Below are 25,664 nucleotides of genomic sequence, written 5' to 3' on the forward strand. Positions count from 1 at the left end.
CGCTGCCAGCTCATCCATCTGCGCGAGGCCGACGTCGACGCGCTGGGTCAGCCTTGCTGTGCACAAAGTTGCTTTATTCACGCACACGAGGAGACCCAAGCCATGGGGCTGAACCTGGAAGCCATCGAGCTCATTCGCCAGCTCAAGTACCGCTATTTCCGTGCCATTGATACCGCGGACCTGGAGACGCTGAAGGATGTCTTCACCGAAGACGCCACGGTCTGCTACGTCGGTGGGACCTACCGCTTTGAAGCCGAAGGCCGCGACAAGATCCTGGAGGCGCTCAGCTACGCCTTCCACGCCGAGGCCATTGCCTTCCATCACGGCAACCACCCGGAAATCGAAGTGCACTCCGACTTCGAAGCCAGCGGCCGCTGGTATCTGCGCGACTGGTTCCTGGACCTGCGCCGCAAGAAGACCACCGACGGCGCCTCCTTCTACAAGGACAAGTACGTCTACAAGGATGGCGCCTGGCGCATCCAGCACAGCGGTTACGAACGCGTGTGGGAAATCGTCGAACCCGTCACCCACACCCCCAACATCACCGCGCACTACCTCGCCAAGCACGGCAAGGTGCTTCCGGAAGGGATGGAGTAGAACGAAATTGCCCTGACGGGAGGCGTCGGTCGCCTTCTATGCTGCGCTGATACCGAGAAGGAGACAGGGACAATGCAGCAGGCATCGGGTCAGGAATCCCGTCGCGCCCCGCGTTGGGGCGTGACGGCTTTGTTCACGCTCAGCATCGTGCTCGCGGCATGCTCGGATGAAGCGGGTCCGGTGGGCCTTGACGCGACGCAGGCCGGCGGCGCGCGCACGGCGCAGCGTCCGCCGGATCTCCCGGGCCAGCGGCCCGAGCGCCCCCAGTTTCCGGGTGGGGTGGGCTGCGGCTGGCAGGCGGCTTCCGACATCAACGTCACGAATATCGCCTTCCCGGATGACTCCGCCAAGTACTGGGTGGCGACCGTGCCGCATACCCCCGGTACGCGATTGCGGATCGACGGCCGCTTTGGCCACATGCGCTACTTCTCCTTCAATGTCTACGACCCATTGATCCGCCCGGTGGATGCGCTTGCCGACGCGGAACTGGTCCCCGCGGATGCGGAGCAGTCCAATCCCTTCGTGGATGAGCGCGCACCGCTGGGTGGTAGTTACACCGCCTATGTGGAGTTCGGCCCGAAGCCGGAAACACCCGCACCCAACACCATGTATTCCGGGGTCATCCCGACGGGCGCGAACGCGGCACCGAACCCGGTGGGAACCGCGATCATGTATCGCAGCTACGTGCCAGAGGCGGGATTCGACTTTGAAGGGGGTGTCGGTCTGCCGGTGCTCACGCTGGAGACGGCCGACGGCAGCCAGACCCTGCTGCCCTATGCCGACTGTGCCGAGCCGCTGATCCCCACCGGGGGCGGCGTGGTGCCCGACCCCGGACTCAACGATCTGCTGCTAACCGTCGATCTGCCCGATGCGCTGCTAGGCCTGGTCACGATCCCAACGGCGACCATGCCGCCTTCGACGCGCGTGTTCTACGGATTGCCAACCACCGCGCTGCAGATTCTGGGCAATGCTTTGGGGGTCCCTCTGGGAGAGGAGGCGAGCGGTCTGCCCCTGTCCGGCGGGGGCGGCTTTCTGAGCAATCTCCATAACGACTACGCCACGGTGGGTTTTGCGCGCCGTTTCGGTTCGGCCTACGTGGTGCGGGCGCGGGCACCCAGCTGGCGCGGTGCCGCCGGTGTGCCTTGGGGCAGAGAGCAGATGCGCTACTGGTCCATCTGTCAGAACGAATTTCTCACCCAGCGTTTTGTCGACTGCGCCCGCGATGAGGAAGTGGCGCTGGATGCGCAGGGCTTTTTTACCGTGATGGTGACCGACCCTGCCGACCGTCCCGAATGGGCGACTGCCGAAAACGGCATTACCTGGTTGCCGTGGGGGCCGTTCCCGGATGGGCTGATCATCTACCGCCACATGCTGCCAAACCCAGGCTTCGATCAGGCGATTCAGAACGTGCCGCAGGGCACTGCGCCGGAGGCCGTCTTGGGCGATTACACGCCCGTCGGTGCCTATTGCTATGCGGCGCAACTGGTGCAGGCACCTGCCTCCGCCGCCGCGCTGTTCGAAGGATGCCGGGATGCCACCCTCGACCGCGGCGAGCAGACGGGCTTGCTGACCGGGTTGCAGCCCACCGGAGTGCCACCCGCAGAGTAGCTTTCGAGCATGAAAGCGGGGTAAGGTTGGCCTTGAGGGATGGAGTAAGACCGGCGAGGGGGGAGACGATCTCGCGGTAAGCGACACCAGGGGCGCCCGCAAAAGCTGGCGCCCCTTTTGTTTTGGCGTCATCTCCAGCCTCGTTGTAGTGGACTCGTGATCGTCATGCGCCTGTGCCACTATGGAAGTCGTCGATGGCATTCGAGGAGCGGCGCGATGACCCTCCACGATTACGATGTACTGATCATTGGCGCCGGCCTGTCCGGTATCGGCACCGCCTGCCACCTCCGGCGGGAGCAGCCGGAGCGCACACTCGCCATTCTGGAAGGCCGCGAACGCCTCGGTGGCACCTGGGATCTGTTCCGCTATCCGGGGATTCGTTCGGATTCCGATATCGCCACCTTCAGTTTCTCCTTCAAGCCATTGCGCTCGCGTCAGTTCCTGGCGGACGGCCCCACCATCCGCAACTATCTGGAAGAAACCGTGCGCGAAGCGGGCCTGGGCGACAGCATTCACTATGGCCTGCAGGTCACGGAAGCGGACTGGTCCAGCGCCTCCCAGCGCTGGCTCGTGACGGCCGTGCACAAGGCCAGCGGTGCGCAGCGCCAGTTCCGCTGCCGCTTCCTGGTCTGCGGCACCGGCTACTACAACTACGCCCACGGCTACCGTCCGCGCTTCCCTGGAGAAAGTGCCTTCAAGGGGCAGTGGGTCCACCCCCAGGCCTGGCCGGAAGATCTCGACTATGCCGGCAAGCGCGTGCTGGTCATCGGCAGCGGTGCCACTGCCGTCACGCTGGTGCCGGCCATGGCCGATACCGCCGCGCATGTGACGATGCTGCAGCGTTCGCCGAGCTACATCTTCTCGCTGCCGAACACGGACCACATGGCCAATCTGCTGGCGCGCGTGCTGCCCCGGTCCTGGGTGGATCGCATCGTGCGCGGACGCAACATCGTCATCCAACGCAGTCTGTTCATGGCCTGCCGCGCCTGGCCGAAGACGATGCGCAAGCTTCTGCTGGCCCGGGTGCGGCGGCAGGTGGGGCCGAAGGTGCCCATGCGCCACTTCACCCCGGACTACATGCCATGGGACGAGCGGCTCTGCTTCGTGCCCGACGGCGACCTGCTGCTGGCGTTGCGGGATGGCAAGGCCTCGGTGGTCACTGACCGCATCGCCAGCTTCACGGCCGACGGTGTGCAGCTGGCATCGGGCGCACATCTGCAGGCGGACATCGTCATTACCGCCACCGGCCTGGAGCTGCAGGTCCTCGGCGGCATGACCCTGAAGGTGGACGGCGAGGCCCAGCCGCTGCAGGACAAGATGAGCTACAAGGGGCTCATGATCGAGGAAATCCCGAATTTTGCGTGGATTGTCGGTTACACCAATGCCTCGTGGACGCTGAAATCCGATATTTCGGCGCGCTACCTGTGCCGTCTCTTCGAGCACATGGATATTCACCGTCACGGCGCGGCGATCCCGAAGGCGCGCGGCGATCACGCCACGGACAACGGCATCCTGGATGCGCTGCAATCTGGCTACGTACGGCGCGGCAGTCATCTATTGCCACGGCAGGGGCGGGCGCTGCCGTGGCGGGTGATGATGCATTACGGCATGGATCGTCGCCTGCTGCTCAGGGAGCCCATTGACGATGGCTTCCTTCGCTTCGAGAAGGCCAAGCAAACACCAACCAGGGCCGAAGAGGCGGTGCAGCGGTCCGCTGCAGCCTAGGCCGAGCCGCCGCCGATCCCGCAGAGCGCGGGAGAACGGCGAGCAATTAGCGGATCGGTCAGGCGTAGCGCGGATCGAGATCCTGGCCGAATTCGTGTATCCAGCCCAGCGCCTGCTGCACGTCGACATGCTGCGGGTCGTAGAAGTCCAGCATCAGGTCGATCTTGCCGTCGCGGAAACCCCAGTGCCCTTCGGCCTGAAAGGCGAGCACCCAGTCGCCCCCACGCTTGTATTCGCTGAGAATGTTGCAGCGAAGGTACCCCGGCTCGTCCACCCGAATCGCCAGCGGTGTCCAGCGCCGGCCGTCCATGCGGCGATCGAAATTGCGGACCGATTGCGCCAGGCCGGCGAGTACGGCGTCGCGGCCACGGACATGGGCAGCAAAGGGGGCGCCCATCACGCGGTATTCCACGTCCTCGGCCAGCAAGGGCTGCAATCGGTCCCACTCGTCATCCTGGACCGTGGCCTCAAAGGCATCGATCCACGTCCGCCACTGACTCAGAACATCCGGCATCGTGCGACTCCGTTGTGAAGGAGCTGCCAATGTCCAGTGCCTGCCCGTGCGCGGCAATTCCCGTTGGGGAATAGGCAGGGCGGCAGGCGCAGGGCATGATGTGGCCATGGCCGATGCACTTCCCGATGTGCTGCGCACATTGCGCCAACGCGCAGGGCTCTCGCAGTTGAGGCTTGCGACGCAGGCGGGCACCACGCAGCGCTACATCAGCTTCATCGAGTGCGGGTGTTCCAGCCCTGGCCGCGCCTTGCTCGCGCGCCTGGCGGATGCGCTGTCCTTGAGCATGGATGCGCGCAACCAGCTGTTCTGTGCGGCGGGCTTTCTGCCGACGGTCCCGAGCGCGCTGCGCGCGCCCGAGTACGAGCCGCTTCGGCAGGCGGCGTGGCATTTGATGGAGCAACACGGCTTCTATCCTGCACTGTTGCTGGACGACCACTACAACATTCTCGGCACCAACCGTGCCTTCGAGCGGCTGCTGCTGCAGGCCGATCCAGATGGGCAGATGTGGCATCGGATCGGGGGTGCGCAGCCCAATCTGCTGCATCTGACCTTTCATCCCGATGGGCTTCTCGGCCACATGGTCGATGCGGATCGCTGGCTGCCCTCGGTCTGGTTCCAGAGCGTTCAGCAGTTGCCCGACGATGCCCAGGCGCGCGAGTTGCTCGCGGCCTTGCAGGCCTACCCGGCCGTGCAGAGGATTCAGCGCCAGCCGATCCGGCCCAACGCCGAGCCCGTGGTGGTGGAACGCTATCGCGTGGGGGTGCACACGCTGGCGCTGTTGAGCATGGTGGTGCGTGTCGGCACACCGCGCGATGCCACCGCGGCTGCGTTGCAGATCAGCCTTCTGTTCCCCGCGGACAAGCCGACCGACGATGTCCTGCTGGCACTGGATCGACGGCACCAGAGTGAAGAGGCGTCGTTGGCCTCGGTGGTGGGGGATCGCCGCGCCGCCAACGCGGCACACCGCTGACCCCGCGCCAGGGCCTGTTAACACGCAGTCGATCGCGGCGCGCATACGGGTCGTGTCCTTCGGATTTCCGGGGCCAACGCCAAGACCGAATGCGTGTTAACAGGCCCTAGCAGAGTCCAGGCGCTGCCAGCCAGGCAGTGAGGGCAACGGGCATGATGGCCAACAGGTTGAGCCCCACACCGGCGCGCGCCATCTGCGCGATGCTGACGCGCCCGGTGCCAAAGACGATGGCATTGGGCGGTGTGGCCACCGGCATGATGAAGGCATAGCTGGCCGACATCGCCACGGCGATGATCAGCATCTCCGGTGGTGCGCCCATGCCCACGGCCACCGCGGCCAATACCGGCACGAAGGTGGTGGCAATGGCGGTATTGCTGGTCAGCTCCGTCGCGACCTTGACCAGCGTCACCACCACCAGCAACAGCGCCATGGTGGGGAGTGCGCCGAGCTGGCCGATACCGCTGGCGATGAAGCGATCGACCTCGTGCGACCCGATGGCCGCGGCCAGGCTCAGCCCGCCACCGAACAGCAGCAGCACGCCCCAGGGCAGGCGCAGCGCCGTCTGCCAATCCATCACCGGCACACCGCGCTCGACCGGAATCAGGAACAGCGCAAGCGCGCCCAGGATGGCAATGGCCGGGTCCGTGAGCAGGCCAAGGCCCGGCAGGGCAGCGATCTGCGGGCGCAGCATCCACGCCAGCGCCGTACAGGTGAAGACGACACTGACGATGGTTTCCCCCCGGCGCATGGGTCCCAGCTGCGCAATGGCGTCGTCGATCTGCTGCGCGCCGGCGCCCAGCGAACGCAAGCGCAGCGGGAAGGCCCACCAGGTCAGATAGGCCCAGGCGATAGGCAGAAAGACCAGCACCAGCGGGATGCCGAAGCGCATCCAGTCCAGCATCCCGATGCTGCAGCCCAGCTCGCGCTCCAGATAGCCGGCTGCCACCAGGTTGGGCGGCGAGCCGATCAAGGTACCCACGCCGCCAATTGAGGCAGCGTAGGCGATGGCCAGCAGCAGACAGGTGGCGAAGCTGGCAACGGCCGGATCATCCGGGCCGTCCTGCTCGCTCGTGGTCAGCATGGCGATGACGCTGAGCGCGACCGGCAGCAGGATGATGGTCGCGGCCGTGTTGGAGATCCACATGCTGAGACCCGCCGCGGCCAGCATGAAGCCGGCCACTAGGCGTCGCGGGCCCGTGCCCACCGCGCGCACGATATGCAGTGCCACGCGCCGATGCAGGCCCCAGCGCTCCATGGCCAGCCCGAGCAGAAAGCCGCCCATGAACAGGAAGATGATGTCGCTGGCATAGGGCGCGGCTGCGGCGCCGGAGTCGGAAATGCCGAGCAGCGGGAATAGCCCCAGCGGCAGCAGGGCCGTCGCCGGCAGCGGCAAGGTTTCGCACAGCCACCAGGTGGCCATCAGTACGCCCACCGCTGCCGTGGCGCGTCCGGCATGGTCGAGCCCGCCGCCCGCGGCATCCGGGATCACGCCGTAGACGAGCAGCGCGAGGACCGGCCCGAGCACCAGGCCAATGCGCTTGCGCAGCAGGCCGTCGGCCGCGCGAGGGTCGTTTGCGCGCGTCACGGCGGCATTCCGAAAGCCGCGTGCCCGCCGCGGGCAGGGCGGCGCGCAGGGAGACCAGGGACGGGCATGGTGCTGTTTACAGCTTCACGATCAGCTTGCCGCGGTTGTCGCCGGTGAAGAAGAGATTGAGGCCGTCGATGGCGGATTCCAGGCCTTCGAGCACGTGGGTACGGAAGCGAATCTTGCCGCTCTGCACGTAGGGCGTGAGCTTTTCCAGAAGGGCCGAGGCCTCGTGAAAGTGGTCCGGCATGGCATAGCCACGGATGTTGATGCGCTTCTTGATCAGCGGGATCCAGTTCGGCCCCGGGGAGGGTTCGCGCGCGGTGTAGTCGGCAATCATGCCGCACACGACGATGCGGCCATGCGCGTTCATGCGATCAAAGACATGGTGCTGGATCGGGCCGCCCGTGTTCTCGAAATAGATGTCCACGCCATCCGGGGCGAGTTCGTCCAGCTTGGCGGGGATGTCATCGGTCTTGTAGTTGATGGCGCCGTCGAAGCCGAGTTCATCGCGGATCCAGTCGCACTTCTCCTGATCGCCGGCCACACCGATCACGCGCAGGCCGTCGGCCTTGGCGAGCTGGCCCACGATGGAGCCCACCGAGCCCGCCGCACCGCTGACCACAATCGTCTCGCCGGCCTTGGGGTCGCCGAAACCGTACAGCCCCTTGGTGGCGGTCATGCCGGGCAGGGCGAAGACGGCGAGGGCGGTCTCGGGATCCAGCTTGGCAGGCAGCTTCGACAGGCCCTTGCCGTTGCTCAGATAGTACTCCGTCCACCCCATCATGCCGCGCACCACATCACCCTCGGCAAAGTCCGGATGCTGGCTCTCCACCACGCGGCCGATACCGGAAGAGCGCATGACCTCGCCGAGCTTCACCGGTGGGATGTAGCTGTTCTCATCCGGTTGCATCCATCCGATCATCGCCGGGTCCAGTGACATATGCGTCTGCTGCACCAGTACCTCGCCCGGGCCCGCGCTCGGCACTGGATTCGACACGACATCGAAGAGCTCCGCAGTGATGGGGCCGGCGCTGGGTCGCGCAACGAGATGGATGCGCTTGTAGGTACTCATGGTGGTCTCCTTGGTGGTTTCGATGCGGTGCAGTGGCGCCTCCACCGCTCCTGCACGGTGGCGCGTGTTCTTGGCGGCGGCTGTCTGGTGTGGAAACAGTAAAGGCGCGTGCGCCCCTCAGCAATGCAGCGCAGGCGCCTGTGGTGCTCAGGTCCACAGGCACGTCAGTCCGGTTGACTTCCATATTCCAACAATCCATTATTCATTAGAACTTTGGATTTAGCGATGGCCCAGCAATACGACGCAAGCCAGCTCAGGGAAGCCGCAGCGATCTTTCATGCGCTGTCGGACCCCGCGCGCCTGAACACGCTGACGCTGCTCGCATCTCAGCCGCAGTCGGTCAGTCACTTGGCCGAGGCCATGGGCGAGCGCATCGGCACCGTGTCGGCGCGGCTCAAGGTGCTGTTGCAGGCGCGTCTGGTCACACGGAGCCGCCAGGGCCAATCGGCGATCTATTCGCTCGCCGACGAACATGTGTTTCAGCTCATTGCCAACGCGCTGGAGCACGCCGACGAACATCCGCACGGATGAGCACCCCCAAGGAGTAACCGCAATGAGTCACTGCAACGCCAGCCAGCACGGCAGCCACCCGCACCAGCACGGCCCGGACTGTGGCCACACCGCCATCAAGCACGATGGCCATGTCGATTATCTGCACGACGGCCACCTGCATCATCCGCATCAGGACCATGTGGATGAGCACGCGCTGGCAGTCAGCGACCAAAACCCGGCCGCCTGCACACCCGCGCACGATTGTGCCGCACACGCGAGCGACCACGTGCACGGTCCCGGCTGCGGACACGAAGCGGTGCCGCACGGCGACCATGTGGACTACCTGGTCGACGGCCATTTGCACCATCCGCACGGCGATCACTGCGATGACCATGGTCCCGTTGAGGTGGTCAACGCCTGAGGGGCCTTTCGTCGCCGCCTGAGTTGAGGGTGGGGCGAGCTCACATGACGCACGCAGTCCAGGCCAAGCCTGGACTGCCGTCGCGCGATCCACGCCGTTGCGTCTCACCCGGACGGAGTGCGCTCACTCGTAGGGCCAAAGCGTACCGTCTTCGCAGGACCCAGCCTGCTGAGAATCGCCAATGACGAGCCAAGCCAACCTCCAGACCGCGCGGAAAGACAAGGTCTTCACCGTGACCTTCAATCGCGAAGACAAAATGAACGCGATGACGGCCAGCTTTCTGCAGGACCTGAAGGCAGCGCTCGACTCAGTGCGGGACGACGACACCATCTCCGTGGTGGTGCTGAAGGCCACCGGCAAGGCCTTCACCACTGGCTACGACCTGGACGGCAGCGACTGGATTCTGTCGCAGAACCCCATCGCGCAGGCGGGCACTCTCGATCTGGAGCGCGACCGGCAGGATATTCGGGCGCTGCTCGAGTATTGGTGGACCCTGTGGAAGTTCCCCAAGCCGATCATTGCCCAGGTGCAGGGCCTCTGCCTGTCGGGCGGCGGCGAGTTGATTGCCATGTGCGATCTGGTGGTGGCGGCGGACATCGCCAAATTCGGGCATCCGGCGGCTAGAGACCTGGGGATTCCACCCACGGTCTTTCTCTGGCCGATGCTGATCGGGATGCGAAAGACGCGCGAGCTGCTCTATACCGCGCGGCTGTTCAGCGCCCGCGAAGCCGAGGCGATGGGGCTGATCAACCGCGTTGTGCCGCTGGAAGAACTGGAAGCCACGGTGGATGCCATGGCAGCGGATATCGCCAAGACCCCTGTCGGCAACCTCGCGATCCTCAAACAGGCCACGAGCAACTTCTACGAGAACATGGGGCTGTTCGCCTCTGGCGCGCAGGCCGCTGAGCTCGACGCCGTGTTTCACCAGAGCGAGAGCTTTGTGCGCTTCTTCACCAAAGTGGCCGAAGAGGGTGTCCAGGCCGCACTGGCCGACCGGAAGGCGCGCTTCGGCTGACGCGCCAGGCGCATATGCCGCCTGTGATGGCGCATCCATCGCCTGCTGATCGGCCACATTGATCGCGGGCTGGCTTGAGGGAAAGGTCAGAGGCTTGACTCTGTAGTGGACTACAGGGCGCATGATGGGGCACAGATTCACAGAGCCGGAGTCCCGACATGGCTGATTCCTCTACCCGATCCACATCCTCCGCCGTGCTGTACCGCATGGTGATGACGGACCACATGTGCCCCTTTGGGCTCAAGACCAAGCACCTGCTGCGCAGTCACGGCTATCAAGTCGACGATCGACCCCTGCGCTCGCGCGAGGCCATCGACGCCTTCAAGCAGGAGCACGGCGTGACCACCACGCCGCAGGTTTTCATCGCAGAGCAGCGCATCGGCGGATACGAAGAACTGCGCCGTCACCTCGGCCTGCCGGTGCGCGATCCGGACAAGCCCAGCTATCGGCCGGTGATTGCCCTGTTCAGTCTCACTTTCCTCTCGGCGCTGGCTGCCAGCATGGGCGCCTTCGGCACCGTCTTCACCGTGCAGGCGGCGATGTGGTTCATCGCCTTCAGCATGGTGGTGCTCGCCCTGCTCAAGCTCCAGGACGTGGAGAGTTTTGCCACCATGTTCCTGAACTACGATCTGCTTGCCCAACGCTGGGTGCCTTACGCCCGGCTCTATCCCTTCGGCGAGGCCGTGGCCGGCGTGCTCATGATTGGTGGCATCCTGCACGCAGTGTCGGTGCCGCTGGCGCTGTTCATCGGTACCGTGGGCGCCGTGTCCGTCTTCAAGGCGGTCTACATCGACCGGCGCGAACTCAAGTGCGCCTGCGTGGGCGGCAACAATGCCGTACCGCTCGGCTTTGTCTCGCTGACCGAGAACCTCATGATGATCGCGATGGCGGTCTGGATGGGCTGGTCGCACTGGGGCGGATGATCCTCGGCCCTCCGTGGCCGAGACGCACGCGCGCCTTAGTTTGCCGCGGGCAGTGCGTTTGGCAGCGGCTCGGTATGTGCTGCCAAGGCAACACCGCTGCAGCCGTGCTGTAAAGCCGCATGCGTCAGCCGCGCGATTTCGGTAGCCGCGGCCTCGAAGCTGAGGCCGGCCGGCCGGATATTGGACACGCAATTGCGTTGCGCATCCGTGCACCCTGTCCGCGCGCCGAAGGTGAGATAGGCGCCGAGGCTGTCCGGTGCGGACAGCCCCGGTCGCTCGCCGATCAGGTGAATCACCATGCCTGCCCGCAGGCGCTCGCCGACGGCATCGCCCAGAGCCACGCGCGCCTGTTCGGCGATGACCAAGGGGCCGAGGCGGACACCGGCCAGCTTGGGTAGCAGCGCCTTTAGCAGCGGAGGTGCGTGCTGCTGCACGGCGGTGGCGGACAGCCCGTCGGACACCACCAGCACCACAGCCCCAGCCTCCGTCGGCTCGGGCAGCACGGTGCCGGGATGCAGGCGCCGTCCCCAGTCCGGCCGTGCCAGGTAGGCGGCCCGGCTCGGCGCGGCACTGCGTACGGTGGTGATGGCCAGCCCCAGCTCCTTGAGCGCATCCTGCAGGTGAGATACATCCAGCGCGGCGTGGACGGCGTCGCGCGCCAGGGCATGCGCCTGGGAGAAGGCGAGGACTTCCCGCGTCGGCAAGCTGATGCCGGTGTGCCCGGGCGCGATGCGGGCCGGCGTGTGGCGGCGCAGGGCCTGCCAGGCGTCGTCCACCACGGTTTGAAGCGGATGTTGTCGATCGCTCACAGCACGGTCTCGCTGAAATCCATCAAGGCTTTGGCGGCGGGCGAATTCAGCCGCAGGCCGCTGTCCGTATCGTAAATACCCATGGACCGCAGCCACTCAGCGAACTCGGGTGCCATCGCCTTGCCCAGCACGCGGCGCAGGTACAGCGCGTCGTGAAAGCTCGTGCTCTGGTAGCCCAGCATCACATCGTCCGAGCCGGGCACGCCCATGATGAAATTCACGCCGGCAACGCCAAGGACCGTCATCAGGGTATCCATATCGTCCTGGTCGGCCTCGGCGTGGTTGGTGTAGCAGACATCCACGCCCATGGGCAGGCCCAGCAGCTTGCCGCAGAAATGGTCCTCCAACCCGGCGCGTGTGATCTGCTTGCCGTCATAGAGGTACTCGGGGCCGATGAAGCCCACCACACTGTTGACGAGTAGCGGCCGGAAGACCCGCGCCACCGCGTAGGCCCGCGCTTCGCAGGTTTGCTGATCGATGCCGTGATGCGCGTCGGCCGACAGGGCGCTGCCCTGTCCGGTTTCGAAGTACATGACGTTGTCGCCGAGGGTGCCGCGCTTCAGCGACAGCGCCGCCTCGTGCGCCTCGCGCAGCAGGGCGAGGTCGATGCCGAAGCCGCGATTGGCGGCCTCCGTGCCGGCGATGGACTGAAACACCAAGTCCAGCGGTGCACCGGCCTCGATCGCCTCGATCTGCCGCGTCACATGGGTCAACACGCAGGATTGCGTGGGAATCTCGAAACGCGCAATCAGCGCGTCCAGCAGATGCCACAGCTGATGCAGCACCGCCGGGTCGTCACTGGCGGGATTGACGCCGATGCAGGCATCGCCGGCACCGTACATCAGGCCATCCAGCGTGCTGGCCAGGATGCCGCGCGCGCTGTCGGTGGGGTGATTCGGCTGCAGGCGCACCGCCAGCGAGTCCGCCAAGCCCAGCGTATTGCGAAAGCGCGTCACCACCTGGCACTTGCTGGCCACCAGAATCAGATCCTGATGGCGCATCACCTTGCTGACCGCGGCCACCATTTCCGGCGTCAAACCGGGCGCCAGCGCCTGCAGCGTTGCCGTATCCACGGCATCCGACAACAGCCAGTCGCGGAACGCGCCCACGCTGAGGCCGCTGACCGGCGCAAAGGCGGTGCGGTCGTGCCCATCGATGATCAGCCGCGTGACCTCGTCGCTTTCATAGGGAATCAGCGGCGTTTCCAGAAAGGCGCTCAGCGGGATGTCCGCAAGCAATGTCTGGGCGGCCACGCGTTCTTCCATCGATGCCGCGGCAATGCCCGCTAGTGCATCGCCGGAGCGAGCCGGCGAGGCCTTGGCCATAAGCTCGCCCAGATCAGCGAACTGGTGCGTCCGTGCGGCAATGCGTTGGGTGTAGGGCATGGGCGGCGTCACTCATCCTCAAGCAAATGCGCCAGCTGGCTGCGCCGGCGACAACAGCATCTCAGAAGGGGGCGTATGGCGCGAGCAGGTCGGCTGCAAAAGCGAGCGGACCCATGAAGCCTCACCGTCGGTCGATGAACTCCAGATACCCCTGCCCGGACACCGCGCGCCCCTGGCAACGGCCATCGAACAGGAACCAGCTCGCGTAGCCCGCGCCGAGTCCGTAGTGAAAATCGCCTTGCACCGTGCATTCCAGCGACAGCAACGACTCGCCGCTGTCAGTCTCGGCGTACCAGCGGAAGCGGTGGGGCAGGCGCATGCGGTAGCCGTCCGGTGTCTCGGCAGCTTCGGGCAGGAAGGCGTCCACCGTGAAACGGACGTTGCGCGTGTACACCGCGCCATCGTCATCCAGGCTGCGCAGATAGGCGGCGCGCTGGATGGGCACGTCACCAGGGCCGAGCACACATACCAGCAGCAGCTGCGTGCGCGCATCGAGGTTGATCACCTGATAGGTGAAGTAATTGATCGGAATCTTGGTCTTGGCCGGAAAGCTAGCCCCCGGCACGCTGTACCGGCCCACCCCGGCGGCATACTCGAAGGTGCACAGCCCGGAGACCGACTGCGATTCGCCAGCCTGCTCGATGACCCCGGAATAGCGGCTGAGCAAGCTCCAATGCGTGTACAGCCCCAGAACATCCGCGAAATGCGAGACACAGCGCGTGGCTTCAATGGAAAGCGTCACGCGCAGGTCGTCGGCATTCCGTTGCAGGGACCACTGCGGATACTGCCCCTCAATCAACAGATCGTCGCCAAAGCGCAGCCGCGAGCTGTCCGCAGCGAAGTCGCATTCCTCGGCGATGCGGTAGGCGCGGAACGACCCCGGCGCCATGCTCGCCGTGGTCGACAACAGATAGGCCGTGTCCTGCGGCGTGGTTGTCACCGCAAAGTCGTTATCGAAGACCGTCGCGCCCGGCGTGCCCACGATCGACAGCACGTTGAACACCCGATGCGGTGCGGGCAGGTCCGGAATCATCACGCCGTAATGCACCCAGCTGCGCCTGCGGCCTGCGGGTGGGGGCATGGGCGTGGTCGGGTCGAAGGGCCGGCCGTTGCGGCGGTGCGCCTTGTTGATGGCGTTGGGGGCGGCTTCGAGCAGGCGCATTGGCAATGACGTCGGCATGGCTTGTACGGCCTGGATCAGTGGGGAAGCCCGAGCTTGAATGGGCATGTTGCCTGCTCGGGACGCCGAAGGAGTAGCGTACGGGTGTCCACTGCGTTCCGGAAGCGGACGTGCACCGTGCCAACGATGCACCACAGCCATTGCGTTGCCTGAACCATGGGAAAGTATGCACGCAGCAGGGTTTCATCGCGACAGCGCTGACGGCCGATCAGCTTGTTTCAGCCGAATTCGCCTGATCTTCCTCGGACGATGCGCCCTCGCGCTGCGACTTGCCGTCGCCCGCATCCAACGGCCCCGAAACGTCTTGGTTTTCCGGCGCGAAGTACAGCACATGCCAGTCCGACTCGGGCTCGAATGGCATCTCGTCGGAATACAGCCGTGGACGGCCGTTGGGCGACACCGCGCCGAGAAGCAGCCAGTCACTGCCGGCCTCGCCCAGCTTGCCGGTGGCCTCCTTCAAGGAAAAGGCCTCGGAAATGCGGGTTCGCTGGATCACCCAACCGTCGTCCAGGCGCTCCTCCAGCCACTGGTAGCTGCAATGCTCCGAGAAGGCCAGGTGACCGCGCTGGTCGACATCGAGCCGACGTGATTCCTTGCTCGCCTCCTCGTCGGTGGGTAGCTGGAACGTCCGGTGCCGACCGAACGTCGGCCCCAGCGCATTGCAGACCAAGGCGTTGTAGAAGTCGTTGGGCGTGGCACAGAGCAGCGTGCCCAGGTGGTGGGTTTCGAGCGTGTGCTCGGCGTGTTTTGAAAGGATCTCGCCGTAGTAGACGTCGATGCCCGCCATGCGCGCGGGCTGGAGGCGATGGTAGACACCGTCGACCACCAGCACTTCAACATCCAGTGACTTGAGCGCCTTGGCAAACTCCAAGGACCAAGGGGAGGCACCCACTATCAGCACACCGTTGTTGTCCTTGGCGGCCAGCCCGAGCTTCCTTGCCAGTGCGCCCAAAGTCAAGCCGTGCAGCAGCACAGTGGCGATGATCATCGCAAACACCAGCGGCAACAGGATGCGGGCATCGCTGTAGCCGGCGGCGACCATGGCCGGGCCGAACAGGCCGGCGGTGGCGGCGGCGACAATGCCGCGCGGGGCAATCCAGGCCAGCAACAGCCGATCGGACTTCGCCATGCCGGCGCCAATGATCGCCAGGCCCACCGACAACGGGCGCACTACAAACAGGCCGATCAGGATGAACGCGGCCACACGCCAGTCGAGCAGCAGCAATTGGTCGAATTCAAGGCGCGCGGTGATCACCAGGAAAAGCACCGAGACCAGCACGATGGTGAGGTTCTCCTTGAACCGCTGCAGATCCTCGCGGCCTGCCAGCGGCATGTTGCCCAGCACCATGCCCATGATGGTCACGCTCAGCAGGCCGGCTTCGTGCTGTACCTGGTTGCTCAGCGTGAACACCACCAGCACCACCACCATGAGCATGGGCGGCTTCAGATGTTCCGGCACGCCGCCGCGCTGGTACAGCTTGCCCAGCAACCAGCCGCCGACGCCGCCAAGCAGGATCGCCGTGACAATCGCGCTGCCCAGGCCGAGCAGCGTCTGGCTGAGGCCGTCGCCCTCAATGGTGAAGTACTGAAAGGTGAGCACGGCCAGCAATACGCCGATCGGGTCGTTGACGATGCCTTCCCACTTCAACAGCGAAGCCGACTGATCGTTGAGCCGGGCAAAACGCAGAATGGGCTGGATGACGGTCGGACCGGTGACGACCAGAATCGCGCCCAGCACGAAGGCAACCGGCCATTCCAGACCCACGACATAGTGCGCGGCAAGGGCACTCAATGCCCAGGTGATCGGCCCGCCCAAAAGCACCAGCCGCCCCACGCCGCGGCCGGCCCGTTTCAGCTCGCCCAGCTTCAGGTCCATGCCGCCTTCGAACAGGATGATGGCCACACCCAGCCCGATGAGCTCGGTCAGCCGCTCGGGCGGCATCTCGAGCGAAAGCACACCCGTGATCGGGCCCAGCATCAGGCCGACCGCAATCAGAATCACGATGCCCGGCAACCTGAGAAGCCAAGCCACCCACTGGCTGCCCAGCCCGGCGGCCAGGATCATGAGAACGATGGTTGCCGCGTGCATGCTTATGGTCGAGTACCTGTTCCTGGAGTGCGCATCATGCCTCCGTCGGAAATGTCGAGCTGCAAGGCGACGCGCTGGCCATGCATCCTCGCAGCGCGATGGCCTCGGTTAACGCGTGTGAAACACCTTGAGAATGCGTGGCCCCTGCAACGCCGCCAAGCTCGTTGGTTTTATACCCACGGCGGTTTAGCCCGCATCACGAAGACTGCATTCTCAATACCCTTTCGAGATGCAGGGGCGTTGCGTCAGCCTTGGAAGTGTGCCTGCGATGTTTGCGTCTTTACTTCCGGGTTGCGCCGGAAGCGGACGTTTTGAGGCAGAGAGACAAGCCGTGGTCTGTCCCCTATTACGCGTCAGGCAACGTCAGCAACGGCCAGCGTCACACCCTGTTCACGCTTCACCGCGTCCTCGAGCGAGCGCTGTGCGATGCGCGCGTAGGATTTGGGAAGCAGCCTGCGCGCGATCCGGTTGACCGGTTTCTCCACGATGGCCGGCAGGCGCATGCCGAGCGGATTGGTTTCGGCGACACTGCTGTCGGAAATCACACGGGTGCCCATGATGTAGTCGAACCAGGGGCGCGTGACGCACCAGTTGGCATCCTGGCTGGCGTTCATGTGGTGGTCGTAATGCCAGGGAATCCGGTTCCGAGCATAGTCGGGGTCTAGATGACACTTGCTGTGCACCGACCAGTATTTCCAGGCCCCGTACCAGGTGCCCAGGGTAAAGAACGGTGCCATCGGTGCCACGACCGTGGTTGCGGCGGCCAGCCCGATCAGTGCGATCTTTTCGTTGAACATCTCCTGGTCCCGCCACATGGAATTGACATAGCCCTCGTCGTGGAACGCGTTCGTGCGCGCCCGCTTGTGATGGCGGATATGGGTAAAGAAAGGGCTGTTGCGGTGTTTGGCCGGATATTCGTGCAGCCAGGTCTTGTGGGCGTACCACTCGAAGGCGTTGGCGGCCAGCAAACCGATAGGGAAACCGATCATCTGAATGTCTCCATCTGGTGATGACAAGGTGCCTATGGTTATTGCGCAATAACCGCTTTGTCTTGATCATGGATCGCAATTATTGACATTCCGTGCCAAGGAGATCCTGCGTGACCGATGAGGTCTATGTCTGGGGCGGGCTGGGCAGGTTGCTCTGCGACTATCTTGATGAGCAGGCTCTGGATGCGCCTGAACTGCGCGCCGAGCTGCAAGCTTACGAAGCCAGCCAACGCCTGCCGATCACGGCCTGGTGGGCCCTGCTTGAGGAGCTGGCCCGCGTGCAACCGCGACCGGCCCTGGGCTTGTGCATTGGCCGGCAGGTCAAGGTGCATCACCTTGGTGTACTCGGTTATCTGGGCGCCTCCTGCGAGACCCTGGGGGAGGCCCTGCTGCGTTTCCAGCGTTTTCAGCCGCTGCTGCACAACCTCACTCCGAATCTTGTCGACCAGAGAGGTGAGACCTTGCGGCTGAGTTGGGATCCGTCCTACGGTCAATCCACGCTGCTTTCCAACGAAGTACTGGTGTCGGGCCTGCTCAGTCTTTTGCGAAACCTGACCGGCCGGGCGACGCTTATCCCGGCCCTGGTGGAGTTTCCCGAGGCCGCGCCGGGAATGACCGATGTCTACGAGGAATTGCTGGGCTGCCCGGTTCGCTTTGAAGCACGAACACTATTTATCCACTTGCCGCTTGCGACGATGGCGTGGCCGATCAACAGCAGGGACCCACACCTGCAGGCCGTTCTGGAGCAACAGGCGGAGGCATTGCTGCAGGTGCTTCCACAGCCCGATGCCTTTCTGTCCGAATTGCAGCAGGTGATGCTGCGTTCGCTGCAGGAAGGTCAGCCGTCGATCAAGCAGGTGGCGGACACCATGGGCGTTCCGCAACGCACGCTCTATCGTCGCCTGGAGTCACGCGGCGTGACCTACAAGGTCTTGCTGAGCCAGATGCGTTTCCAGTTGGCTCGACGTTACCTGGCCGATCGACGTCTTTCGTTGCCCGAGATCGCACTGATGCTGGGCTATTCCGAACAAAGCGCATTCAACCGCGCCTTCAAGTCCTGGTCCGGGCAAACACCTTTGCATTATCGGAGGCGTTTGCTGGTCGCGTAACGCCGACGAGGTTAGCGGATTGAATGCCGCTTTATCGCGGGCGCTTATTGTGAAGGAGGTGATCATCCGGGACCCGACAGCTCGAACGTCTTCGGTGGGTGTCTCTTCAGAAGGCGTCGTCTGAGCGCTCTCGTTTGGCGTGTCACTGGGGGGCGAGCTGGTACCGCAGCCCGCAAGCAGCATGGTGCTTGCGGCCCAGAACAGCGTGCGTGCGCGGCGCCGTACCTGCGCCTAAGGGGCTCGTGGCGTCATTGCCATCGCGCAGTCTTCCTTTATTACTGTCTCATCACACTAGCCGTGGGAACCCACGCGCGCAAGGGGATTCTTGTGCCGTGTGCAACGCCGTTTTGCATGGCTTCGCGCGCCGGTATCAAGCCGGCTTCGACAGACATTTCCAACCGCGGATCAACGCTGCACGTTATGGGTGAGCTCGCTTCGCGGAATCAGCCGGTACGCTTCTTCATGCTGGAGCTGTGTGGAGGTGGGTGCCGTTGTGGTTGCTTGCCCTGATCGGTTGCGTTTGCGGCGTCAAGGGCCGTTGGTGCGGCGCCGCGCATCTGCCCGCCTGCGCCAATGATCCCTGCCTCCGTACGCGACATCGCGCTGCCAGTGAGACTATGGCGGTCCGGCGCTGCCGCAAGAATGGATGGAGGGCGTCGTAGGGTGCATCTGTGAAACCTCAACCAAGGAAGGAGCGTTCGGTCCATCAATGAATCACTCGATCGAACAGCGGCTGTTTGCCACGCGGCACGTGCTGGTTGATCGGCTGTTGGCGGGGTTGGTGCTGATTGCCTTGGTGGGCGTGCCAGCCTCACTCTCCCGGATTCACCTGACCGGATGGTTGCCGCTGTACGGGGTGCACATTGCGCTCGGCTTTTTTGTTGTCGCCCTGTTTCTTGTTCGTGCGCGGTTGTCTTGGCAGCTGAAAGCCGGCTTGATACTGGCCGTGTTCTGGTTTGTGGGGCTTGGCGGGCTCATCAATCTCGGGATCCTCGGCTTCGGTACGTGGTGGTTGGTGATGAGCGCGCTGGTGGTGGCGATCGTGTATTCGGTCCGGGCGGCGATGCTGGTGTTGGTCCCCATCCTGGTGGCGGTGGCGCTCACGGGCTGGGGCTTCGTCACGGGGGTACTGAGCCTGCCATTTGATGCCAACGCCTATCTCCGGGATGCCTCCACCTGGTCCACGATGGCGGTCGGCTTTGTGCTGTTGCCGGTTCTGGTCTTTCTTGCCGTCGCAGGCCAGAACCGCACCATCCTCGGTTTGCTGCGGGAGGTTGAGTTTCAGCGTACGGAAATCGAGCGTCTCGCCGTCCATGACGAATTGACTGGCGTTCCTCGCGCGAAGCTCGCCATGGAGCGTCTGGAGCACGCGCTCAGGCACATGGAGCGGGATGGCGGCCAGCTCGCGCTGCTTTTTATCGACCTCGATGCCTTTAAAGCCGTCAATGACAGCTATGGCCATGAAGCCGGTGACCTCGTGCTGATCGAAGTGGCGCAGCGCTTCAAGCAAAGCCTGCGTGAGAGAGACACGCTGGGTCGTAGTGGTGGCGACGAGTTCATTGTGATTCTGGAGGGGGTTTCCGGTGCCCAGGAGGCATTGAAGATCGCCGAAACACTGATTCAGGTGATTCGCCAACCTGTGGTGACGGTGTATGGAACATTCCATGTTGGCGCCAGCATCGGCGTGGCATTGTCGCCACAGCAGGCTAAGGAGCCCAACGAACTGGTCCAGCTGGCGGACACCGCCATGTACCGCGCAAAGCGGGCGGGAAAGGACCACGCCTTGCTTGCAGAGCCGGAGGCGCTGGCGGTCCCGACTGCCCGCAAGGCATCGCGCGGATGAAGCGCGACTGATGGATCGCATGCAGCGCGGCCGTCGGGGGTGACCGCTACAGCGGCCTTCTTCATGCGGAGACCTTTGGACCGCCACGGCATCGGCGCAGGCGCTCGTGCCCGCATGCAGGCGAGGCGTGAATCCAGCGCTGAATGTCACGAAATGTTCCCTTTCTGTCGCCGTCGCACCTAGTACGGCCGGGGGGCGCTCCGTAGCATGCAGATCATGCTTTGAGCTTTGGGATGAGGAGGAACGCATGGCACGGGCACACCGCCGCAAGCAGCACAAGGAACCGATCGTGGTCCGCGAGAACCTGGATTTCGGTCTGGATGGTGATGACATTCCGCGCTACTGGCTGGCCAACAATCCGTACAAGACGCGCATGTTCGACGCGGTGCAGGCCACCTTTCCCGATGGTGAGCGCTACTTCATCAAGGCCGTGCGCGCCTTCCGTGACCGCATCACAGACCCGGCACTGCAGGCGGAGGTCACTGATTTCATCCGCCAGGAAGGCCAGCACGGCATGGTGCATACCCGATACAACGAGCGCCTGAAGCGCCAGGGCATTGCGATCGAAGCCTTCACCAAGCACACCCGGCAGATCGAGGAAACGCGCATGCGGCGCTACTCGCCGGAATACAACCTGGCGCTGACCGCCTCGCTGGAGCACTTCACGGCCATGATGGCGGATCTGTTCTTCGCCGAAAAATCCATGCTGGCGGGTGCCGATGAGCGCGTTCGCGCCATGTTTGCCTGGCACGCCATCGAGGAAATGGAGCACAAGGCCGTGGCCTTCGATGTCATGAAGCAGGTCGCCAAGGTGGGCTACTTCAAGCGCTGCGCGGCGATGACGCACGCCACCTTCAGCTTCACCTTGTACACGCTGATTTCGCCGTGGTTCATGCTGCGCATGGACGGCTACAGCCCGCGCGAAGCGCTGGCAATCTACACGCAGCACATGCCCTGGGCGCTCGGCAAGGTGCTGGGGCGACTGCTGCCGATGATTGCCCGCTACTACCGGCCCGGCTTCCATCCCAATGACATTCCCACTGTCCACAACTACATGGACTGGGTGGAGAGTTACCAGCGTGGTGCGAACCCCATTGCGGCCGGGGAGGCGATGTACGGGGCGGCGGCGTAGCAAGCAGCGACCACCTCGTAGAGCAAGCACCGTCCATCAGTTGGCTGCAAACGTGTTTAATGCAGCACGGTGTAGCGGGTTGTAGGGCGCTCGCGGCTGACACGGCGCAATCTCGAGTGCTTTTCTCCACGGCAAATATTACGTAGACTGAAGTCAGTATCAGCATTCGTAATATCCGCGTGGAGCTCACCGCCAAGAAGATCATCCTCGGGTTGTTGCTCGTCTCTGACGGGCAGCCGCTGACGGTGCGCTCGCTGATCGATGCCTGTGCCTTGTTCGGTATCAAGGAAAACAATGTCCGCGTGACGCTGACGCGTCTGTCCGCAGACGGTCTGATCGAGGCCGCGGGGCGTGGCAGTTACACGCTGGGCCTGCCGGTGCAGAGCCTGGCGGACCAGGTGGCCAGCTGGCAGACCATGGAGCAGCAGCTGGCCCCTTGGCATGGCGGCTACGTGGCGGTGTACACCGGCAGCTTGCGCCGCTCGCACCGCAAGACGTGGCAACGGCGGGAACGGGCATTGACCATGTGCGGGCTGCGCGAACTGGATCGCGACCTGTACGTGCGCCCCGACAATTTCCAGGGTGGGGCCGACTTCATCCGCAGCCGTCTGCAGGCCTTGGGAATGGAAGACGAGGCCGCCGTCTTCGCCGCCAGTGATTTCGACAGCCAGCGCATGGATGCCATCACCCGGCTCTGGGATGCGCGCAGCCTGAACGCCCACTACCGCAAGGATCGCCAGCGGCTGGAGAAATGGCTCGCCCGGCATCAGGCCTTGGAGGCTGAGGTCGCTGCCCGCGAGGTGTACATCATGGGCGCGCAGGCCGTGCGCTCCCTGGTCTTTGATCCCTGGCTGCCCGCGCCGATGATCGACGCCGAGGCTCGCCACACCTATCTGGAAACCGTGAAGCGCTTCGACGAAACCGGCAAGGCGCTGTGGCAGCGGCTGTATCAGATTCGTATTGGCATGCCCTTCATGTCCGAAGAACAACCCACCACCGGGGTCCTGCAATGAGTGTTGCCATCCGTGATGTGCTCAGCCGCGAAGAAATGGCGGCCTTGACCCGCAAGTCCGACCTGCGCGGCGCGTGGGCGGTGACGCAGGTCTGGCTGGCTATTGCCGGCATCTTTGCCGTGCTGATTGCATTCCCCCATCCGCTGACCTTTCTGTTGGCGGTGGCCCTGCTGGGGGGGCAACAACTGGCCTGCGCCGTACTCACCCACGAAGCCGCGCACACCACCCTGTTCAGGACGCGCTGTATGAACGAGGTGCTGACCGATTGGCTGGTCGCGCGGCCGATCTGGACCGACGTCAAGCGTTACCGGCAGCACCACATGGGCCACCACGTCCACACCGGCACCGACAAGGACCCGGATATGAGCCTGGTGCGTCCTTTTCCGGGCAGCCGGGCCTCGCTGCGACGCAAGCTGCTGCGTGATCTCAGCGGGCGTTCCGGCATCCGCCGCGTGATTGGTCTCATCGGCATGGATCTCGGCATCCTCAGGTACACGGTGGCGGCCGAGGTGGAACGCCTGCCGCAGGAAGGGCGTACCTGGCGGGACTATCTACGCGACGGGCTCCGCAATATGGGGCCGGTGTTGATCGCCAATGGCGTGCTCGCCGGTGTGCTGGCGGCGTGCGGCGCGCTCTGGGCCTACAGCGCCTGGGTGGTGGCCTATCTCACCACCTTCAGCCTCTATGTGCGCATTCGCTCCATCGCCGAGCACGCCTGCACCGAAGGCGGCGCGGAGGTGCTGAAGAACACGCGCACCACGCACGCCAACTGGCTGGCGCGGCTGACCGTGGCGCCCTTTCAGGTGAACTATCACGTCGAGCATCACCTGATGGCCGCGGTGCCCTACTACCGCCTCAAGACGCTGAACCGCAGGCTGCGTGATCGCGGTCTGGTGGCGCCATGCGCCGGCTATGCCGAGGTCCTGCGACAGGCCAGTGCCGCCTAGGGCATACCGCTTTTGCAGTAGGTCGAAACAGGTAGCCTCCGGCTAGGGTGAGCCGGATAACGATTCGGAGACAACCATGCGGATTCGGCTGGGACTGTGGGCGGTCCTGTTGTGTTGTGGCGCGGCGCAGGCGGAGGTGAACCAAAGCAGTCTGGCGGACACCGCCGACGGCACGAATTGGGCCGCCTGGGGACGCAACTTCGACGAACAGCGCTTCAGCCCGCTGGACGCGATCAACCGCAAGACGGTCGAACGCCTTGGCCTGGCGTGGAGCGTCGAACTCAACGACATCTGGAACGTGTCCTCGCAGCCGTTGGCCGTGGACGGCGTGATCTACCTCGCCGTGGGCTACAGCGAGGTCTACGCGCTGGATGCCAAGACCGGCGCCGTGCTCTGGACCTACGACCCGCAGGTCGACCCCCGGAAGATGCGCATGGCCTGGGGGATTCGCGGCCTGGCCTTCTGGAAGGGACGCGTCTACGTCGGCGTGCAGGACGGCCGGCTGATCGCCATCGACGCCGAAACCGGCGAGCCAGATTGGACGGTGCTGACCACCAAGCCCGGCGACAACCGCTACATCACCGGCGCACCGCGGGTCTTCAACGACACAGTCATCATCGGCCATGGTGGCGCGGATTTCGGGCATGTGCGCGGCTACGTCACCGCCTACGACACCGAGACCGGCGCGCAGCGCTGGCGCTGGTACACCGTGCCCGGCAACCCGGCCGAGGGTTTCGAGAACGCTGCCATGGAGATGGCCGCAAAAACCTGGACCGGGGAATGGTGGAAGTTCGGGGGCGGCGGTACGGTCTGGAATTCGATGACCTACGACCCGGAGTTCAACCGCGTCTACATCGGCACCGGCAATGGCTCGCCCTGGAACCACAAGCTGCGTTCGCCCGAGGGCGGCGACAATCTCTTCCTGTGCTCGGTGGTGGCCCTGGACGCCGATACCGGTGAATATGTCTGGCATTACCAGACCACGCCGGGCGAAAGCTGGGACTTCAACTCGGCCATGGATATGGTGCTGGCCGATCTCACCGTCGACGGCGTGCCGCGCAAGGCACTGCTACACGCGCCCAAGAACGGCTTCTTCTACGTGCTGGATCGCGAAGACGGCAGCCTGATCTCGGCCGAGAAGCTGGGCAAGGTCACCTGGGCCGAAGGCGTGGATCTGGAAACCGGGCGCCCCATCGAAGTGCGCGGCGCGCGCTACGAGAATGGCGAGGCGCTGATCTGGCCCGGCTCCGGAGGCATCCACAACTGGCATCCGATGGCCTTCAGCCCACGCAGCGGCCTGACCTATATTCCGACCCGCGAGATGCCCGGCTACTACAACGACGAAGGCCGGGAACCGCAGAGCTGGGAGTTGACCGCCAACGACCCCATGGGGCTCAAGGGCTTCTACGAGGATATTCCCGCCAACGCCGGGACCAGCGCGCTCGAAGCCTGGGATCCGGTGTCCCAGACGCGGGTGTGGTCGGTGGATACCCCCGGTGTGGTCAATGGCGGTGTTATCGCCACCGCCGGTGATCTCGTCTTCCAGGGGCGGGCCGACGGCAGCTTTGTGGCGCACGATGCCGTCTCCGGCGCGGAAGTATGGCGCTACGACATGGGCGTGGGCACGCAGGCCGCGCCCATGACCTACAGCGTGGATGGCACGCAGTACGTTGCCATTCTGGCCGGCTGGGGCGGCAGCCAGATGCTGCTGGGCTCGCTCGGCGCGCAGCACGGCTGGGTGGGGCGCATGCACCCGCGTCGTCTGCTGGTCTTTGCGCTGGACGGTGAGGCCGCGCTGCCGCCGTCACCGCCGCCGTCGCGGCCCGAACCGATCAGGGATGCCGACTTCGTGGTCAATCGCGAGCAAGCCGAGCAGGGCAAGGAAGTCTTCAGCCGTCTCTGCGTGATCTGTCATGGCACGGCGGCCGTGGCCGGTGGCTACGCGCCGGATCTGCGCGCTTCGCCCACCACGCTGTCGGCTTCCGCATTCGCCTCCATTGTCCAGGAGGGGGCGCTGCTGCAGCGTGGCATGCCGAACTTCCCTGAACTCAGCGGCGAGGAGTTGGAAGCCATGCGCCACTACATCCGCCAGCAGGCCCACTACGAACCCTCGGTGTGGTCGCAGATCGCGGCGGTCTGGGACTTCCTGGTGCTGCTGCTGAAGATGCAACTTGCCAAGTGGGGGTGGTAGGCCCACGGCGTCCTGGCATGCGGCGGTGTCGTCTTGGTCAGCCGCACCGCCG

22 protein-coding genes are annotated in these 25,664 nt (G+C 64.5%); 14 read left to right on the forward strand and 8 right to left on the reverse strand.

Annotated elements, in window-relative coordinates:
* The first annotated feature begins 102 nt into the window (after positions 1-102).
* The 3 genes from ACOOFO_RS06245 to ACOOFO_RS06255 all read left to right on the forward strand — a co-directional run bounded on the left by ACOOFO_RS06245 (position 103) and on the right by ACOOFO_RS06255 (position 3,930).
* A complete protein-coding gene (locus ACOOFO_RS06245; protein ID WP_420429027.1) occupies positions 103-597 on the forward strand; it encodes a nuclear transport factor 2 family protein in 495 nt (164 codons plus the stop codon).
* A gap of 72 nt (positions 598-669) precedes the next feature.
* Positions 670-2,205, forward strand: a complete 1,536-nt coding sequence (locus tag ACOOFO_RS06250) for a hypothetical protein (protein ID WP_420429029.1) — start codon at positions 670-672, stop codon at positions 2,203-2,205.
* A 216-nt stretch (positions 2,206-2,421) separates the two neighbouring features.
* Positions 2,422-3,930 carry a flavin-containing monooxygenase gene (locus ACOOFO_RS06255; RefSeq protein ID WP_420429031.1) on the forward strand — a complete coding sequence of 503 codons (1,509 nt, stop codon included), beginning with the start codon at positions 2,422-2,424 and terminating at the stop codon, positions 3,928-3,930.
* Positions 3,931-3,988: 58 nt separating this feature from the next.
* Here ACOOFO_RS06255 and ACOOFO_RS06260 read toward each other — a convergent pair whose 3' ends face one another.
* Positions 3,989-4,444, reverse strand: a complete 456-nt coding sequence (locus tag ACOOFO_RS06260; protein ID WP_420429033.1) for a nuclear transport factor 2 family protein — start codon at positions 4,442-4,444, stop codon at positions 3,989-3,991.
* 106 nt (positions 4,445-4,550) lie between these two features.
* Here ACOOFO_RS06260 and ACOOFO_RS06265 point away from each other — a divergent pair, with 106 nt between their 5' ends.
* The gene (locus ACOOFO_RS06265) at positions 4,551-5,414 is read left to right on the forward strand and encodes a helix-turn-helix domain-containing protein (RefSeq protein WP_420429035.1); all 864 of its coding nucleotides are present in this window, start codon (positions 4,551-4,553) and stop codon (positions 5,412-5,414) included.
* Positions 5,415-5,520: 106 nt separating this feature from the next.
* Here the strand turns inward: ACOOFO_RS06265 and ACOOFO_RS06270 are convergent, their stop codons facing one another.
* Positions 5,521-6,999, reverse strand: a complete 1,479-nt coding sequence (locus ACOOFO_RS06270; RefSeq protein ID WP_420429037.1) for an SLC13 family permease — start codon at positions 6,997-6,999, stop codon at positions 5,521-5,523.
* A gap of 76 nt (positions 7,000-7,075) precedes the next feature.
* Positions 7,076-8,074 carry an NADP-dependent oxidoreductase gene (locus ACOOFO_RS06275; protein ID WP_420429039.1) on the reverse strand — a complete coding sequence of 333 codons (999 nt, stop codon included), beginning with the start codon at positions 8,072-8,074 and terminating at the stop codon, positions 7,076-7,078.
* Between the two features lie 225 nt (positions 8,075-8,299).
* On the opposite strand from ACOOFO_RS06275, the gene ACOOFO_RS06280 reads away from it, so the two are divergent.
* The 4 genes from ACOOFO_RS06280 (at position 8,300) to ACOOFO_RS06295 (ending at position 10,925) form a co-directional block, all read left to right on the forward strand.
* A complete protein-coding gene (locus ACOOFO_RS06280) occupies positions 8,300-8,605 on the forward strand; it encodes an ArsR/SmtB family transcription factor (RefSeq protein WP_420429041.1) in 306 nt (101 codons plus the stop codon).
* Between the two features lie 22 nt (positions 8,606-8,627).
* A complete protein-coding gene (locus tag ACOOFO_RS06285) occupies positions 8,628-8,987 on the forward strand; it encodes a hypothetical protein (RefSeq protein ID WP_420429043.1) in 360 nt (119 codons plus the stop codon).
* A 181-nt stretch (positions 8,988-9,168) separates the two neighbouring features.
* Positions 9,169-10,002, forward strand: a complete 834-nt coding sequence (locus ACOOFO_RS06290) for an enoyl-CoA hydratase/isomerase family protein (protein ID WP_420429045.1) — start codon at positions 9,169-9,171, stop codon at positions 10,000-10,002.
* 158 nt (positions 10,003-10,160) lie between these two features.
* Complete coding sequence (locus ACOOFO_RS06295; protein ID WP_420429047.1) at positions 10,161-10,925, forward strand: MauE/DoxX family redox-associated membrane protein; 765 nt, start codon at positions 10,161-10,163, stop codon at positions 10,923-10,925.
* A gap of 35 nt (positions 10,926-10,960) precedes the next feature.
* On the opposite strand, the gene eutC is transcribed toward ACOOFO_RS06295, so the two are convergent.
* From eutC to ACOOFO_RS06320, 5 genes are all read right to left on the reverse strand, one after another.
* Complete coding sequence (gene eutC, locus ACOOFO_RS06300; RefSeq protein ID WP_420429049.1) at positions 10,961-11,734, reverse strand: ethanolamine ammonia-lyase subunit EutC; 774 nt, start codon at positions 11,732-11,734, stop codon at positions 10,961-10,963.
* The gene (locus ACOOFO_RS06305) at positions 11,731-13,119 is read right to left on the reverse strand and encodes an ethanolamine ammonia-lyase subunit EutB (protein ID WP_420429051.1); all 1,389 of its coding nucleotides are present in this window, start codon (positions 13,117-13,119) and stop codon (positions 11,731-11,733) included. The genes eutC and ACOOFO_RS06305 overlap by 4 nt, the downstream gene beginning before the upstream one ends.
* 121 nt (positions 13,120-13,240) lie before the next feature.
* On the reverse strand, positions 13,241-14,347 hold the full coding sequence (locus tag ACOOFO_RS06310) for a DUF6670 family protein (RefSeq protein WP_420429053.1): 1,107 nt from the start codon (positions 14,345-14,347) through the stop codon (positions 13,241-13,243).
* 160 nt (positions 14,348-14,507) lie between these two features.
* The gene (locus ACOOFO_RS06315; protein WP_420429055.1) at positions 14,508-16,388 is read right to left on the reverse strand and encodes a cation:proton antiporter; all 1,881 of its coding nucleotides are present in this window, start codon (positions 16,386-16,388) and stop codon (positions 14,508-14,510) included.
* A gap of 353 nt (positions 16,389-16,741) precedes the next feature.
* Positions 16,742-17,377, reverse strand: coding sequence for a sterol desaturase family protein (locus tag ACOOFO_RS06320; protein ID WP_420429057.1), 636 nt, complete (start codon positions 17,375-17,377; stop codon positions 16,742-16,744).
* A 110-nt stretch (positions 17,378-17,487) separates the two neighbouring features.
* On the opposite strand from ACOOFO_RS06320, the gene ACOOFO_RS06325 reads away from it, so the two are divergent.
* The 6 genes from ACOOFO_RS06325 (at position 17,488) to ACOOFO_RS06350 (ending at position 25,612) form a co-directional block, all read left to right on the forward strand.
* Positions 17,488-18,486 (forward strand): AraC family transcriptional regulator ligand-binding domain-containing protein, encoded by a 999-nt coding sequence (locus ACOOFO_RS06325; protein WP_420429059.1) that lies wholly within the window; start codon positions 17,488-17,490, stop codon positions 18,484-18,486.
* Between the two features lie 709 nt (positions 18,487-19,195).
* Positions 19,196-20,329: a diguanylate cyclase domain-containing protein gene (locus ACOOFO_RS06330; protein ID WP_420429061.1), complete on the forward strand. Its 1,134-nt coding sequence runs from the start codon at positions 19,196-19,198 to the stop codon at positions 20,327-20,329.
* Between the two features lie 247 nt (positions 20,330-20,576).
* Positions 20,577-21,461, forward strand: coding sequence for a metal-dependent hydrolase (locus ACOOFO_RS06335; RefSeq protein WP_420429063.1), 885 nt, complete (start codon positions 20,577-20,579; stop codon positions 21,459-21,461).
* Between the two features lie 179 nt (positions 21,462-21,640).
* A complete protein-coding gene (locus tag ACOOFO_RS06340) occupies positions 21,641-22,474 on the forward strand; it encodes a PaaX family transcriptional regulator C-terminal domain-containing protein (RefSeq protein WP_420429065.1) in 834 nt (277 codons plus the stop codon).
* Positions 22,471-23,421 (forward strand): fatty acid desaturase family protein, encoded by a 951-nt coding sequence (locus ACOOFO_RS06345; protein ID WP_420429067.1) that lies wholly within the window; start codon positions 22,471-22,473, stop codon positions 23,419-23,421. The genes ACOOFO_RS06340 and ACOOFO_RS06345 overlap by 4 nt, the downstream gene beginning before the upstream one ends.
* A 76-nt stretch (positions 23,422-23,497) precedes the next feature.
* Positions 23,498-25,612 (forward strand): PQQ-dependent dehydrogenase, methanol/ethanol family, encoded by a 2,115-nt coding sequence (locus ACOOFO_RS06350; protein ID WP_420429069.1) that lies wholly within the window; start codon positions 23,498-23,500, stop codon positions 25,610-25,612.
* Positions 25,613-25,664 lie beyond the last annotated feature (52 nt).

Source organism: Algiphilus sp. (assembly GCF_965216485.1).
GTDB lineage: Bacteria > Pseudomonadota > Gammaproteobacteria > Nevskiales > Nevskiaceae > Algiphilus.

Excerpts from the sequence above, each read along its gene's own strand:
- ACOOFO_RS06265 (WP_420429035.1), top strand. The coding sequence starts at position 4,551 with ATGGCCGATGCACTTCCCGATGTGCTGCGCACATTGCGCCAACGCGCA.
- ACOOFO_RS06350 (WP_420429069.1), top strand. The coding sequence starts at position 23,498 with ATGCGGATTCGGCTGGGACTGTGGGCGGTCCTGTTGTGTTGTGGCGCG.
- ACOOFO_RS06295 (WP_420429047.1), top strand. The coding sequence starts at position 10,161 with ATGGCTGATTCCTCTACCCGATCCACATCCTCCGCCGTGCTGTACCGC.
- ACOOFO_RS06290 (WP_420429045.1), top strand. The coding sequence starts at position 9,169 with ATGACGAGCCAAGCCAACCTCCAGACCGCGCGGAAAGACAAGGTCTTC.
- ACOOFO_RS06245 (WP_420429027.1), top strand. The coding sequence starts at position 103 with ATGGGGCTGAACCTGGAAGCCATCGAGCTCATTCGCCAGCTCAAGTAC.
- ACOOFO_RS06330 (WP_420429061.1), top strand. The coding sequence starts at position 19,196 with ATGAATCACTCGATCGAACAGCGGCTGTTTGCCACGCGGCACGTGCTG.
- ACOOFO_RS06310 (WP_420429053.1), bottom strand. The coding sequence starts at position 14,347 with ATGCCCATTCAAGCTCGGGCTTCCCCACTGATCCAGGCCGTACAAGCC.
- ACOOFO_RS06305 (WP_420429051.1), bottom strand. The coding sequence starts at position 13,119 with ATGCCCTACACCCAACGCATTGCCGCACGGACGCACCAGTTCGCTGAT.
- ACOOFO_RS06345 (WP_420429067.1), top strand. The coding sequence starts at position 22,471 with ATGAGTGTTGCCATCCGTGATGTGCTCAGCCGCGAAGAAATGGCGGCC.
- ACOOFO_RS06255 (WP_420429031.1), top strand. The coding sequence starts at position 2,422 with ATGACCCTCCACGATTACGATGTACTGATCATTGGCGCCGGCCTGTCC.
- ACOOFO_RS06285 (WP_420429043.1), top strand. The coding sequence starts at position 8,628 with ATGAGTCACTGCAACGCCAGCCAGCACGGCAGCCACCCGCACCAGCAC.
- ACOOFO_RS06320 (WP_420429057.1), bottom strand. The coding sequence starts at position 17,377 with ATGATCGGTTTCCCTATCGGTTTGCTGGCCGCCAACGCCTTCGAGTGG.
- ACOOFO_RS06280 (WP_420429041.1), top strand. The coding sequence starts at position 8,300 with ATGGCCCAGCAATACGACGCAAGCCAGCTCAGGGAAGCCGCAGCGATC.
- ACOOFO_RS06250 (WP_420429029.1), top strand. The coding sequence starts at position 670 with ATGCAGCAGGCATCGGGTCAGGAATCCCGTCGCGCCCCGCGTTGGGGC.
- ACOOFO_RS06335 (WP_420429063.1), top strand. The coding sequence starts at position 20,577 with ATGGCACGGGCACACCGCCGCAAGCAGCACAAGGAACCGATCGTGGTC.
- ACOOFO_RS06275 (WP_420429039.1), bottom strand. The coding sequence starts at position 8,074 with ATGAGTACCTACAAGCGCATCCATCTCGTTGCGCGACCCAGCGCCGGC.
- ACOOFO_RS06260 (WP_420429033.1), bottom strand. The coding sequence starts at position 4,444 with ATGCCGGATGTTCTGAGTCAGTGGCGGACGTGGATCGATGCCTTTGAG.
- ACOOFO_RS06315 (WP_420429055.1), bottom strand. The coding sequence starts at position 16,388 with ATGCACGCGGCAACCATCGTTCTCATGATCCTGGCCGCCGGGCTGGGC.